The organism is Streptomyces sp. WZ-12 (genome assembly GCF_028898845.1).
Classification (GTDB): Bacteria; Actinomycetota; Actinomycetes; order Streptomycetales; family Streptomycetaceae; genus Streptomyces.
In genome coordinates, this window is sequence record NZ_CP118574.1 from 2,130,615 (window position 1) to 2,144,111 (window position 13,497).

The 13,497-nt window shown below is 70.1% G+C and carries 12 protein-coding genes; 10 read left to right on the forward strand and 2 right to left on the reverse strand.

Features of this window, described 5'->3' with window-relative positions; translation table 11 throughout:
• Positions 1–7: 7 nt before the first annotated feature.
• The 8 genes from PV796_RS09140 (at position 8) to pssA (ending at position 9,150) form a co-directional block, all read left to right on the forward strand.
• The gene (locus tag PV796_RS09140; protein WP_274912438.1) at positions 8–811 is read left to right on the forward strand and encodes a TetR family transcriptional regulator; all 804 of its coding nucleotides are present in this window, start codon (positions 8–10) and stop codon (positions 809–811) included.
• A gap of 480 nt (positions 812–1,291) precedes the next feature.
• A complete protein-coding gene (gene ccrA, locus PV796_RS09145; RefSeq protein ID WP_274912439.1) occupies positions 1,292–2,668 on the forward strand; it encodes a crotonyl-CoA carboxylase/reductase in 1,377 nt (458 codons plus the stop codon).
• 13 nt (positions 2,669–2,681) lie between these two features.
• On the forward strand, positions 2,682–4,703 hold the full coding sequence (locus PV796_RS09150) for a protein meaA (RefSeq protein ID WP_274912440.1): 2,022 nt from the start codon (positions 2,682–2,684) through the stop codon (positions 4,701–4,703).
• Positions 4,700–5,746: an HpcH/HpaI aldolase/citrate lyase family protein gene (locus tag PV796_RS09155; protein WP_274912441.1), complete on the forward strand. Its 1,047-nt coding sequence runs from the start codon at positions 4,700–4,702 to the stop codon at positions 5,744–5,746. The genes PV796_RS09150 and PV796_RS09155 overlap by 4 nt, the downstream gene beginning before the upstream one ends.
• Before the next feature lie 5 nt (positions 5,747–5,751).
• Positions 5,752–6,276 (forward strand): MaoC family dehydratase, encoded by a 525-nt coding sequence (locus PV796_RS09160; RefSeq protein ID WP_274918946.1) that lies wholly within the window; start codon positions 5,752–5,754, stop codon positions 6,274–6,276.
• 3 nt (positions 6,277–6,279) lie between these two features.
• Positions 6,280–7,485 (forward strand): acyl-CoA dehydrogenase family protein, encoded by a 1,206-nt coding sequence (locus PV796_RS09165; protein WP_274912442.1) that lies wholly within the window; start codon positions 6,280–6,282, stop codon positions 7,483–7,485.
• A gap of 170 nt (positions 7,486–7,655) precedes the next feature.
• Complete coding sequence (locus PV796_RS09170; RefSeq protein ID WP_274912443.1) at positions 7,656–8,303, forward strand: phosphatidylserine decarboxylase; 648 nt, start codon at positions 7,656–7,658, stop codon at positions 8,301–8,303.
• Complete coding sequence (pssA, locus tag PV796_RS09175) at positions 8,290–9,150, forward strand: CDP-diacylglycerol--serine O-phosphatidyltransferase (protein WP_274912444.1); 861 nt, start codon at positions 8,290–8,292, stop codon at positions 9,148–9,150. Before PV796_RS09170 ends, pssA begins: the two co-directional genes overlap by 14 nt.
• A 104-nt stretch (positions 9,151–9,254) precedes the next feature.
• Here pssA and PV796_RS09180 read toward each other — a convergent pair whose 3' ends face one another.
• Complete coding sequence (locus PV796_RS09180) at positions 9,255–10,379, reverse strand: glycerate kinase (protein ID WP_274918948.1); 1,125 nt, start codon at positions 10,377–10,379, stop codon at positions 9,255–9,257.
• Between the two features lie 255 nt (positions 10,380–10,634).
• Here PV796_RS09180 and PV796_RS09185 point away from each other — a divergent pair, with 255 nt between their 5' ends.
• Both PV796_RS09185 and PV796_RS09190 read left to right on the forward strand, forming a co-directional pair.
• Entirely contained in the window at positions 10,635–11,141 is a 507-nt protein-coding gene (locus PV796_RS09185; protein ID WP_274918950.1) for an NUDIX domain-containing protein, read from the forward strand.
• A gap of 306 nt (positions 11,142–11,447) precedes the next feature.
• Positions 11,448–12,263 carry a nucleotidyltransferase domain-containing protein gene (locus tag PV796_RS09190; RefSeq protein WP_274912445.1) on the forward strand — a complete coding sequence of 272 codons (816 nt, stop codon included), beginning with the start codon at positions 11,448–11,450 and terminating at the stop codon, positions 12,261–12,263.
• 635 nt (positions 12,264–12,898) lie between these two features.
• On the opposite strand, the gene PV796_RS09195 is transcribed toward PV796_RS09190, so the two are convergent.
• Positions 12,899–13,489 (reverse strand): methylated-DNA--[protein]-cysteine S-methyltransferase, encoded by a 591-nt coding sequence (locus tag PV796_RS09195; protein ID WP_274912446.1) that lies wholly within the window; start codon positions 13,487–13,489, stop codon positions 12,899–12,901.
• Positions 13,490–13,497 lie beyond the last annotated feature (8 nt).

A 13,497-nucleotide genomic window follows, 5' to 3' on the forward strand; every position in this document is an offset into this window, starting at 1 on the left:
TCCCCACATGTCCCAGCCCGCTCGCCCGCACTCCTCCGACGCCTCCGACTCCCCCACTCCCGGCACCCGCCGGGCGGCCGCCCAACGCCTCAAGATGCGCCGGGAACTCTCGGCCGCCGCCATGGAGCTGTTCGCGACGAAGGGATACGAGGCGACCACGGTCGACGAGATCGCGGCCGCCGCGGGCGTCGCCCGGCGCACCTTCTTCCGCCACTTCCGCTCCAAGGAAGAGGCGATCTTCCCCGACCACGACGACACCCTGGTGCGCGCCGAGGCCGTCCTGGACGCCGCCCCGCCGCACGAGAACCCCCTCGACACGGTCTGCCGCGGCATCAAGGAAGTCATGCGGATGTACGCGTCCGCGCCCGCGGTGTCGGTGGCCCGTTACCGCCTCACCCGTGAGGTACCCACCCTCCGGGAGGCCGAGATCGCCTCGGTGGCCCGCTACGAGCGGCTGTTCACCCGCTATCTGCTGGGCCACTTCGACGAGGGCGCGCACCGCGAGGGCGACGACGACCCGTTGCTCGCCGAGGTCGCCGCGTCCGCCGTGGTCACCGCGCACAACCACGTGCTGCGCCGCTGGCTGCGGGCCGGCGCGGAGGGCGATGTGGAGACCCAGTTGGACCACGCCTTCGAGATCGTCCGGGAGACGTTCGGCGCGGGCATCGGCGCGGGCCGGGCCACCTCCGCGGAGGCGCCGCCGGCCGCCGTCTCCCGGGAGGGCGAGGTACTGGTCGCGGTCGCCCGCACCGACGCCCCCCTCGACGAGGTCATGCGCACCATCCGCAAGGCCCTCAAGGAACACCACTGACCCGAGCCCGCGGCTCCGGGCCCGGGCCCGGGCCCGGGCAAGATCCGTAACGCATCCCACCACCCGCCCCGTTCGCGTCCGCCGTCTTCCCATGGCGGACGCGGGCGGGGCGGTCCCCATTCCGGCCGCGGGCGCCCCAATCGGCGCCGACGCGGGCGCAGTTGAGCGATCATCGCTCATCTGAAGCCCGGTTTACTCAACCGAGAAATTCATGGCACTCAGTGTCTTGCGGGCTGGCACGCGGTGTCATACGTTGTTGGTGTCCGGGCGGCCGGCACACCGATCAACCCCGGTGCGCCGACTGTCCCCGCAAGTACTTCGCGCGCCCGGACGCCTGCGTCACAGGCACCTCCCAGCTACCGCTGGACCCGCGCTCACCCGCGCCATGCCGAGCACCACCGGCCGAACCGACGGCACCGCCCCGCACCACCCCCGACGTTCCCTCAAGCCGTTCCATACGTGCTTCGCCGGAGGCATACCGTGAACCAGATACTCGACGCGATCCTCGCGCCCGACAGTACCCGCGAGGACTTCGCCGCCCTTCTCCTCCCCGAGTCGTACCGCGCGGTCACCGTGCACAAGGACGAGGCCGACATGTTCGCCGGCCTGTCCACCCGCGAGAAGGACCCCCGCAAGTCCCTGCACGTCGAGGACGTGCCGGTGCCCGAACTCGGCCCCGGCGAGGCCCTGGTGGCCGTGATGGCCTCCTCGGTGAACTACAACTCCGTGTGGACCTCGATCTTCGAGCCGCTGTCGACCTTCGGCTTCCTGGAGCGCTACGGGCGGCTCTCGCCGCTGGCCAAGCGGCACGACCTGCCCTACCACGTCATCGGGTCGGACCTGGCCGGCGTGGTGCTGCGCACCGGCCCCGGCGTCAACGCCTGGCACCCCGGCGACGAGGTGGTCGCGCACTGCCTGTCCGTGGAGTTGGAGTCCTCCGACGGCCACAACGACACCATGCTCGACCCCGAGCAGCGGATCTGGGGCTTCGAGACCAACTTCGGCGGCCTGGCGGAGATCGCGCTGGTCAAGTCCAACCAGTTGATGCCCAAGCCGCGGCACCTGAGCTGGGAGGAGGCGGCGGCCCCGGGGCTGGTGAACTCCACCGCCTACCGGCAGTTGGTCTCGCAGAACGGCGCGGCGATGAAGCAGGGCGACAACGTCCTGATCTGGGGCGCCAGCGGCGGCCTCGGCTCGTACGCCACGCAGTTCGCGCTGGCCGGCGGCGCCAACCCGATCTGTGTGGTCTCCAACGACCAAAAGGCGGAGATCTGCCGGAAGATGGGCGCCGAGGCGATCATCGACCGGAGCGCCGAGGGGTACAAGTTCTGGAAGGACGAGCACAACCAGGACCCCAGGGAGTGGAAGCGGTTCGGCAAGCGGATCCGCGAACTGACCGACGGCGAGGACGTGGACATCGTCTTCGAGCACCCGGGCCGGGAGACCTTCGGTGCCTCGGTCTACGTCACCCGCAAGGGCGGCACCATCGTTACCTGCGCCTCGACCTCCGGTTACCAGCACGAGTACGACAACCGCTACCTGTGGATGTCGCTGAAGCGGATCGTCGGCTCGCACTTCGCCAACTACCGGGAGGCATGGGAGGCCAACCGCCTGATCGCCAAGGGCAAGATCCACCCCACGCTCTCCAAGACCTACCGCCTGGACGAGACCGGCCAGGCAGCGCACGACGTCCACCGCAACATCCACCAGGGCAAGGTCGGCGTGTTGTGCCTGGCCCCCGAGGAGGGCATGGGCGTGCGCGACGAGGAGAAGCGCGCCAAGCACATCGACGCGATCAATCTGTTCCGCAACGACGCGCCGGGGCAGCACGCCGGCGCCTCCGGGCGGAACGCCTGAGAATCGGGATCACATGACTGAGCGTCAGAAGGATCGTCCGTGGCTGATGCGGACGTACGCCGGGCACTCCACCGCCGAGGCGTCCAACGAGCTGTACCGGCGTAACCTCGCCAAGGGCCAGACCGGCCTGTCGGTCGCGTTCGACCTCCCGACGCAGACCGGATACGACCCCGACCACGTCCTGGCCCGCGGCGAGGTCGGTCGGGTCGGGGTCCCGGTGTCCCATCTGGGCGACATGCGGCGGCTGTTCCAGGACATCCCGCTGGAGCAGATGAACACCTCGATGACCATCAACGCCACCGCCATGTGGCTGCTGGCGCTCTACGAAGTGGTCGCCGAGGAACAGGGCGCCGACACCGGCAAGTTGGCGGGAACCACGCAGAACGACATCGTCAAGGAGTACCTCTCGCGCGGGACGCACGTCTTCCCGCCGGGTCCCTCGCTGCGGCTGACCACCGACATGATCACGTACACGGTCAACAACATCCCGAAGTGGAACCCGATCAACATCTGCAGCTACCACCTGCAGGAGGCGGGAGCCACTCCGGTCCAGGAGATCTCCTACGCGATGTCCACCGCGATCGCCGTGTTGGACGCGGTGTTCGCGTCCGGCCAGGTCCCCGAGGACCGCAAGGGTGAGGTGGTCGCGCGCATTTCGTTCTTCGTCAACGCGGGCGTCCGGTTCGTCGAAGAGATGTGCAAGATGCGGGCGTTCACGCAGATCTGGGACAGGATCACGCACGAGCGCTACGGCATCGAGAACCCCAAGCAGCGCCGCTTCCGTTACGGCGTCCAGGTCAACTCCCTGGGATTGACCGAGGCGCAGCCGGAGAACAACGTCCAGCGGATCGTCCTGGAGATGCTGGCCGTCACGCTCTCCAAGGACGCCCGCGCCCGCGCCGTCCAACTGCCGGCCTGGAACGAGGCGTTGGGCCTGCCCCGCCCGTGGGACCAGCAGTGGTCGCTGCGCATCCAGCAGGTGCTGGCGCACGAGTCGGACCTGTTGGAGTACGAGGACATCTTCGCCGGGTCGCACGTCATCGAGGCCAAGGTGGAAGCTCTGGTGGCCGACTGCCTGGCCGAGATCGACCGGATCCAGGAGATGGGCGGCGCGATGGCGGCCGTGGAATCCGGCTATCTGAAGTCGCAGTTGGTGTCGGCGCACGCCGAGCGGCGGGCCCGGATCGAGTCCGGCGAGGAGAAGATCGTCGGCGTCAACTGCTTCGAGTCGACCGAGCCCAACCCGCTCACCGCCGGCGGCGAATCCGGCGAATCCGCGATCCTGACGGTGGACCCGGCCAACGAGGAGCGCGTCGTACGGGCCCTGCACGACTGGCGGGACAACCGGGACGAACTGCGGGCGCAGGAGGCGCTCTCGGCGCTGAAGAAGACCGCGGCGGGCACCGCCAACCTCTTCCCGGCGACGCTGGAGTGCGCACGGGCCGGCGTGACGACCGGCGAGTGGGCCTGGGCGCTGCGGGACGTCTTCGGCGAGTTCCGGGCTCCGACGGGCGTCTCGGGCGCACCGGTGGCGGTCACCGCGGAGGCCGGCACGCCGCTGGCGGCGGTCCGCGAGAAGGTCGCGAGGACCGCGGCCGAACTCGGCGGTGGGCGACTGCGGCTGCTGGTCGGCAAGCCCGGCCTGGACGGGCACAGCAACGGCGCCGAGCAGATCGCCGTGCGGGCCAGGGACGCCGGTTTCGAGGTGGTATACCAAGGCATCCGGCTCACCCCGGAGCAGATCGTGGCGGCGGCGGTCGCCGAGGACGTGCACTGCGTGGGGCTGTCGATCCTGTCGGGGTCGCACGCCGCGCTGGTGCCGGACGTGTTGGCGCGGCTGCGCCGGGCCGGAGCGCCCGAACTGCCGGTCATCGTGGGCGGCATCATCCCGTCCGCGGACGCGGCCGCGCTGCGCGAGGCGGGTGTCGCCGCCGTCTTCACCCCGAAGGACTTCGGGATCACGGAGATCATCGGCCGTATCGTCGACGAGATCCGCACCGCGAACAAACTCGACCCCATGGAGGTCCTCGCATGACCGCCCGCCCGTCGCCCGCCACCGCCCCGGCGGGAAGCCTCCCCCAGACCCCGTCCGGGGGTGCCCCCCTCGCTCCTGCCTCTTCTGCCGTGCAGCGCCTGCGTCCGCGCCGTTCCTGCCTGGCGGTGCCCGGCAGCAACCCCCGTTTCCTGGAGAAGGCCCAGGGCCTGCCGGCCGACCAGGTGTTCCTGGACCTGGAGGACGCCTGCGCGCCGCTGGCCAAGCCGGAGGCCCGGCACACCATCGTCACGTTCCTCAACGAGGGCGACTGGACGGGCAAGACGCGGGTGGTGCGGGTCAACGACTGGACCACCGAGTGGACTTACCGGGACGTCGTCACGGTCGTCGAGGGCGCCGGGGCGAACCTCGACTGCATCATGCTGCCGAAGGTGCAGGACGCCGCGCAGGTGACGGCCCTGGACCTGCTGTTGACGCAGATCGAGAAGACGATGGGCCTGGAGGTCGGCCGGATCGGCATCGAGGCGCAGATCGAGAACGCCAAGGGCCTGGTGAACGTCGACGCGATCGCCGCCGCCTCGCCCCGTCTGGAGACCATCATCTTCGGCCCGGCCGACTTCATGGCGTCCATCAACATGAAGTCCCTGGTGGTCGGCGAACAGCCGCCCGGCTACCCGGCGGACGCCTACCACTACATCCTGATGCGCATCCTGATGGCGGCCCGCACCCACAACCTCCAGGCCATCGACGGCCCTTACCTCCAGATCAAGAACGTCGACGGCTACCGCGAGGTCGCCGGCCGCGCCGCCGCGCTCGGCTTCGACGGCAAGTGGGTGCTGCACCCGGGCCAGGTGGAGGCGGCCAACGAGGTCTTCTCACCGTCCCAGGAGGACTACGACCACGCCGAGTTGATCCTGGACGCGTACGAGTGGTGCACGTCCGAGGCGGGCGGGAAGAAGGGTTCGGCGATGCTCGGCGACGAGATGATCGACGAGGCGAGCCGCAAAATGGCGCTGGTGATCGCCGGAAAGGGCCGGGCCGCCGGCATGACCCGCAAGAGCACTTTCGAAGCCCCGGAGGCATGAGCGCGATGCAGTTCGGCCGCACTTACGAAGAGTTCACCATCGGCGACGTCTACAAGCACTGGCCGGGCAAGACGGTGACCGAATACGACGACCACCTGTTCTGCCTGCTGACCATGAACCACCATCCGCTGCACATGGACAGCAACTACGCCGAACAGACCACCGACTTCGGAAAGAACGTCGTCGTCGGCAATTACATCTACTCCCTCCTGCTGGGCATGTCGGTACCGGACGTCTCCGGAAAGGCGATCGCCAATCTGGAGATCGAGTCGCTGAAGCACGTGGCGCCGACGTTCCACGGTGACACGCTCTACGGCGAGACGACGGTGCTCGACAAGACGCCGTCGAAGTCCAAGTCCGACCGCGGCATCGTGCACGTCGAGACCAAGGGCTACAAGCAGGACGGCACCCTGGTCTGCGTCTTCCGGCGCAAGGTGATGGTCCCCACGGCGACCTACATCAAGGAGCGCGGCGGCGAACAGCCCGGCCGCCCCGAGCTCAAGGCCCCCGCGACCCGTAAGGAGAAGTGACCCATGGCGCGTCTCGCACAGACCGAGGGCCTGACCGACATCCAGCGGGAAATCCTCTCCACCGTCCGGGATTTCGTGGACAAGGAGATCATCCCGGTCGCCACCGAGTTGGAGCACCGCGACGAATACCCCACGCAGATCGTCGAGGGCCTGAAGGAACTCGGCGTGTTCGGGCTGATGATTCCGGAGGAATACGGCGGCCTCGGCGAGTCGTTGCTCACCTATGCGTTGACGGTCGAGGAGATCGCCCGCGGCTGGATGAGCGTGTCGGGCATCATCAACACCCACTTCATCGTGGCGTACATGCTCAAGCAGCACGGCACACAGGAACAGAAGGACCATTTCCTGCCGAAGATGGCGGCCGGCGAGATCCGGGGCGCCTTCTCGATGTCGGAGCCGGCGCTGGGTTCCGACGTCTCGGCCATTTCCTCCAAGGGTGTACGGGACGGCGACGATTACGTCCTCAACGGCCAGAAGATGTGGCTCACCAACGGCGGTTCGTCGACGCTGGTGGCGGTGTTGTGCCGGACCGACGAGGGGCACCCGGAGGGCACCGCTCCGCACAAGTCGATGACGACCTTCCTGGTGGAGAAGGAGGCCGGCTTCGGCGAGGTGCGCCCGGGCCTGACCATCCCCGGCAAGATCGAGAAGATGGGCTACAAGGGCGTCGACACCACCGAGTTGATCATGGATGGTCTGCGCGTTCCGGCGGACCGGATCCTCGGCGGCGAGAGCGGGCGTGGCTTCTATCACATGATGGACGGCGTCGAGGTGGGCCGGGTCAACGTGGCCGCGCGCGGCTGCGGCGTCGCCCAGCGCGCCTTCGAACTCGGCGTGTCCTACGCCCAGCAGCGACGGACGTTCGGCAAGCCGATCGCCCAGCACCAGGCCATTCAGTTCAAGCTGGCGGAAATGGCGACAAAGGTAGAGGCCGCCCATGCCATGATGGTTAATGCCGCACGCAAAAAGGACTCCGGGCAACGAAACGACCTTGAAGCGGGCATGGCGAAGTACCTGGCCTCCGAGTACTGCAAGGAGGTGGTCGAGGACGCCTTCCGCATCCACGGCGGCTACGGCTTCTCCAAGGAGTACGAGATCGAGCGCCTCTACCGGGAGGCCCCGATGCTCCTGATCGGCGAGGGCACGGCCGAGATCCAGAAAATGATCATCGGCCGCCGGCTACTTGAGGAGTACCGAATCCAGGGGTGAACGTCCCCTTTGGGTCATTTTCCGGTAGATAAAGATCACACCGTGTCATCGTTCTTCGGCCATGGATTGGCTCTGGCTCTTGGCCAGTTGCCGCTCGCAACCGATAGCATCCCAGGAAAGCCGCCGTCCCCCGTATCCATATGCGGCATCCTCCGCTACGAAGGTCATTCATGCCCCACAGCCAATCCTCTGCACCTCGCGGTCGCGTCCGCCTCGCGCGCGGAGCGTCGCCGTGGCTCCTCCCGACCGTGGCAACGGCAGCGGTCAGCCTGGCCCGCTCCCGCCGGTCGGGACGCTGGGCCGCCGTCGCCGTGCCCACCACCGCACTCGCGGCGGGCATGCTGTGGTTCTTCCGCGACCCCGAGCGAGAGATCGCGTCGGGACGCGTCATCTCTCCGGCCGACGGCGTGGTGCAGAGCATCATGCCGTGGAAGGACGGGCGCACCCGCGTCGCGATCTTCATGAGCCCGTTGAACGTCCACGTCAACCGCGCGCCGCTGGCCGGCACGGTGACGTCCGTGGAGCACATCCCCGGCGGCTTCGTCCCGGCGTTCAACAAGGAGAGCGAGAACAACGAGCGGGTCGTCTGGCACTTCGACACCGAGCTGGGCGACGTCGAGATGGTGCAGATCGCCGGCGCGGTCGCCCGCCGCATCGTGCCGTACGTGCCCCAGGGCGCCAAGGTCGAGCAGGGCGAGCGCGTCGGGCTGATCCGCTTCGGCTCGCGGGTGGACGTCTACCTCCCGGAAGGCGTCGAACCGGCGGTCGAGGTCGGCCAGGCCACTACCGCGGGGGTGACTCGCCTTGACCGTGATTGATCCCGAGACACAGGCGAGCTGGGCGCCGGAGAACGACGACGAGGTCGACGACATGCCGTTGTCGACGCGGTTGTCAATAGCGGACACCCTGACGCTCGGCAACGCCATCTGCGGCTTCATGGCCGTGTACTTCACCACCACCGGCGTGCTCATCCCGCACCTCACGGGGACCGAGGACGGCGGGATGGCGCGGCACAGCGCGGCGATGGCTGTGATCCTGATGCTGCTGGCATCGGTCTTCGACCTCTTCGACGGGCTGGTGGCGCGCAAGCTGCGGGCCTCGGCGATGGGGGCCGAGCTCGACAACCTCTCCGACCTGATCAGCTTCGGGCTGGCACCCGCGTACTTCGTCGTGACCTGGGGCATGGTCGCCCAGGACGCGCACCAGAAGGTGTCGGTGGTCGCGGCGGTGGTGGTCCTCCTGGCGGTGGTGCTCCGGCTCGCGCGCTTCTCCTGCGTCACGATCCGCGACGGCATCTTCCAGGGGATGCCGAGCCCGTTCGGCGCCCTGACCGTCGTCGCCATCGTCCTGCTGGAGCTGCCGTTCCTGCCGACGCTGCTGGCGATCATCGGGGTGGCCTGGCTGATGGTGAGCCGGGTCGAGTACCCCAAGCCGCGGGGCCGGCTCGCGGTGGCGATGCTGAGCTGGATCGTGCTCAGCATGGGCATGCTCGCCGCCTGGGCCCTGGACGCCCCCAACGGCCAGCTGCTGCTCCAGACCGGCTGCGCCCTGCAGATCGTCCTGGGCGCGATGATCCCGGTCTTCGCGACGGCCCGGAGGGTCAACACCTTCCGCGACAACCGCCGCGAGTCGCGCGCCGAATCGCACGCCGCGCACCAGCCCTGACGGGTCGGGGCGGCGGCGCCCCACCGAGCACGGGAAGAGGCCCCGAGCGGAACCATCCGCTCGGGGCCTCTTCTCGTGCCGCGGGTGCCGTGGGCCGCCCCGGCTCAGGCCAGGAAGTCCCGCGCCAACTGCTCGGCCGCGCGTTCCAGCAGCGGCCCCGCCTCGGCCATGCAGCGGGCCGGGTCGGGCTCCAGGTCCGTCAGCGCGTACGCCCGCCGGATGCCGGCCGCGGCCAGCGCCTCCTGGGACAACTGCAACCGTCCGCAGACCGCGGCCACGTCGATGCCCGCCGCCCGCGCCGCCGCGGCGACCCCGGCCGGCGCCTTGCCGTGCAGGGTCTGCGCGTCGAGCGACCCCTCACCCGTGATCACGAACGTCGCCCGGGCCAGCGCCGGGGCGAAGCCCAGCACCTCCAGCATCACGTCGATCCCCGGCCGGAACACGGCGTCCAGCCCGACCAGCGCGCCGTATCCGATCCCGCCCGCGGCACCGGCCCCCGGTGCCAGCGCGTGCTCCGCGGCCTTCGGGCCGACGGCTCGCTCCAGCACCTCGGCGTAGTGCGCCAGGGCCGCGTCCAGGATGGCGACGTCCTCCTCGGTCGCGCCCTTCTGCGGCCCGTAGACCGCCGGCGCGCCCTTGGGGCCGGTCAGCGGATTGTCGACGTCGCTGGCGAGCACGATGTCCGTGGCCGCCAGCCGCGGGTCGAGCCCTGAGAGATCGGCCGTGGCCAGCTCCCGCAGGCCCCCGCCGCCCGGACCGACCGGCGTCCCGTCGGCGGCCAGGAACCGCGCGCCCAGGGCCGCCAACATGCCCGCGCCGCCGTCCGTGGTGGCGCTGCCCCCGACGCCGAACACGATCGAGGTCGCCCCCGCGTCCAGCGCCGCCAGCAGCAGCTCGCCGGTGCCGTACGTGGTGGCGGTGAGCGGCGCGAAGACGCCGCGCGGGAGGTGCTGGAGGCCGGACGCCTCGGCCATCTCCACCACCGCCGTGCCGTCCTCGCGCAACGCGAAGATGGCCGTCACCGGCTCGCCCGTCGGGCCGGTGACCCGCGCCTCGTGCCGGGTGAAACCGGCCGCCAGCGCCGCCGCGGTCGTCCCGTCGCCGCCGTCCGCGACCGGGACCGCCGCCACGTCCAGGCCGGGGAGCACGCGCCGCAGACCGGCCGTGACGTGCTCGGCGACCTGCACGGCCGTGAGCGAGCCCTTGAACTTGTCCGCGGCGATCAGCACCTGTGCTGTGTTTGTCCTTGCTGCGTCCGCCACCGTGTTTCCCCTTGCTTTCGAACTGGCAGTCGCGCCGCTGCGACCCTATCCGCCCGACGCCCCCACGAACAGACCGGAAGAAGATCACCGCGCCCCAGCCACCCGCCCTCACCTGCTTCCCTCCCCTCCCCCGTCTCCATCCACCGCCCCTGCCTCCCCGCACATCTCAGGCCCGCGCTTCTCCTCCCTCCGGCCAGCCCCTAGGCTCGCGCCGTGACGACCATGGACGACGACTACGCCTCTTACCTCGCCGGCCTGCCACGCGTCCTCGCGGGCGCGGGGGTCATCTTCCGTGACGCGGAAGGACGCCTCCTGCTGGTCGAGCCCAACTACCGCGACACCTGGGTCCTGCCGGGCGGCACCATCGAGTCGGACACCGGCGAGACCCCGCGCGAGGCCGCCCACCGGGAAACCGTCGAAGAGATCGGCCTGGACGTCGAGTTGGGCCCGCTACTCGCCGTCGACTGGGTGCGCAGCGCGGCGCGGCCGCCGCTGGTGTCGTACCTCTTCGACGGCGGGGTGCTGACCCCGGAGCAGTTCGCGACGATCCGGGTGCAGGAGGAGGAACTGCTGTCCTGGCGCCTGGTCCACTGGACCGAGGCCGAGCCGCTGCTCGCCAAGGACCTGCGGCTGCGCATCCGCGCCGCCCTGGACGCCTTGGAACACGGCCGCGGCCCGGCGGAACTGGAGGACGGACTCGCGCCGGACGGGCGGCACGGACGGGAGTGAGCCGCGCGGGCTGGGGCGGGCACGCGTGCTGGTTTGAGGGGACGGTGGGGTCGACGGGACCGGGCTGGCTCGGGCAGTCGGTAGATGGGCGAGGCTGACCGGGCCGGCAGGCCAGGCTGGGGCTGACGGGGCGATCGGGGTCGTGGGGGTTGTTGGAGTTGTTGAAGTGGTCGGACCGTTCTGGTCAGTTGGGGTGATCGGGGCGACCGTTGGGGTTCGGCCGTGCACAGCTCCCGTCGCGTAGTACCCCAGCATGAGAACCGTAGGTTGATTCCCTCCCCCCACCCGCGCCGTAGCCTCATTCCCATGAAAGAGATCACGGCACGCATCGCGCGGGTGCCGGGTGTCGTCGGGGTGATGCTCGGGGGCAGCCGCGCACGAGGAACCAACCGCCCCGATTCCGACTGGGACTTGGGGATCTACTACCGAGGCACACTGGACCTCTCCGCGCTGGCGGCACTGGCCGCGGAAGTGACCGGCGACCCCGTCGAGATACATCCGCCGGGCGCCTGGGGGCCCTGGGTCAACGGCGGGGCGTGGCTGGTCCTGCCCGACGGCAGCCATGTCGACTGGATCTTCCGGGACCTCGACCGGGTGCGACGCGTGTGGGAAGACTGCCGCGCCGGCCGCTTCGAGACCGGCATACAGGCAGGGCACCCACTGGGCTTCTGGTCTCCCACCTATCCCGGCGAAGTGGCCCTGGGCCGCGTCCTGGCCGACGACTCCGGGGAGTTGAGCCGCCTCAAGGAGGAGGCCGGGACCTACCCGGAGCCGCTGCGCAAGGCGCTGACGAGCGCCGCCGTCTGGGACGCGGGTTTCTCGGTCGCGATGGCGGCCAAGTCGTCCGCGACCTCGGACGTCCTGCACACTTCCCTGTGCCTCTCCCGTGCGGTGGGTGCGCTCGTCCAGGCCCTACACGCCCACCACGGCGTGTGGTGCCTCAACGAGAAGGGCGCGCTGTCCACGGTGGCCACCCTCCCCCACACACCACCGGACTTCGCCCCGCACGCCATCACGCTCCTCGGCGAACTCGGCCGCACCAGCGACCAGTTGCGCCACTCGCTCGCTCTAGCCGAGCGCCTGGTGGCCGAAGTGCGGGAGGTGGTCGTAGCGCGGGCATGACGGGATGGCGGGTGCATGACGGCACGGCAGGTGCGGCGCAGCCCTGGGGGCGTGTGACGGCACTGCGGGCGCGTGGCCGCACAGCCGGTGGGCGTGGCCACACAGCCGGCATGCCACGGCATGACCGGGCATGTGACGGCACGGCCGGCGTTGCTGATACAGGGGCATGGCCGATCCGATCGGCGTACCCGATAGAGCCGATGCGGGGGACGGCTGCGCGGGGTGGGGTGGGAGGGGGTGGGGGCGGGGGCGGGGCGGGAGAGGGGGGTGGGAGGAGGGCGGGGGGCGGGGGCGAGGGGGTGTGAGGCCCCAGGGTCTCGTCTCGGGCCGCGCTCCCGCCCAGATCAGCTGGTCCGTGCCACACATGCGGACCGGCCCACGTCGACGGACCAACCCAGACCGGCAGACCGGTCCAGACCAACAGGCCGGCCCGCATCGGCGGACCAGTCCAGGTCGGCGGACCGGCCCAGCTCGGCAGACCCGCCCACGGCAAACCAGTCCAGACCGACAGACCAGTCCAGACCGACAGACCAGTCCAGACCGACAGACCAGTCCAGACCGGCGGCCCGGTCTGGACTGGTGAACCGGTCCGGATTGGTGAGCCGGTCCGTCGATGTGGGCGGTCCAGTGGTGGGTCAGGCGAAAGCCTCCGTGGGGAAAAGGCCGTCGGTGGTGCTTTCGAAGGCGAGGAGGCGGCGCTTGCGGTCGAGGCCGCCGCCGTAGCCGGTGAGGCTGCCGTTGGCGCCGACGACGCGGTGGCAGGGGACGACGATGCTGATCGGGTTGCGGCCGTTGGCGAGGCCGACGGCGCGGGACGCGGTCGGGTTGCCGAGCCGTTCGGCGAGTTGGCCGTAGGAGACGGTCCGGCCGTACGGGATGGTGCACAGGGCGGCCCAGACGCGGCGTTGGAACGGGGTGCCGTGCAGGGCGAGCGGCAGGTCGAAGGTGGTCAACTCGCCCCGGAAGTAGGCGTGGAGTTGGGCAATGGTCTCGGCGAAGGGCGGTTCGGTGGGGTCGGCCGGGGTGCCGAAGGTCTCTTGGGGCGGGCGGTGGCGCTGGTCGGTCATGTAGAGGCCGCTGAGGGCGGTGCCGTCGGCGACGAGGGTGAGCGGGCCGACGGGGGTGTCGTCGAGGACGATGTGGGTGATGGGACCAGTGGGTTTCGTAGCGCTGGTAGGGGATGTGGGACCGGTGGGTGTTGTGGTGTTGGAGGTGGGGGTGGGCATGGTGGGGC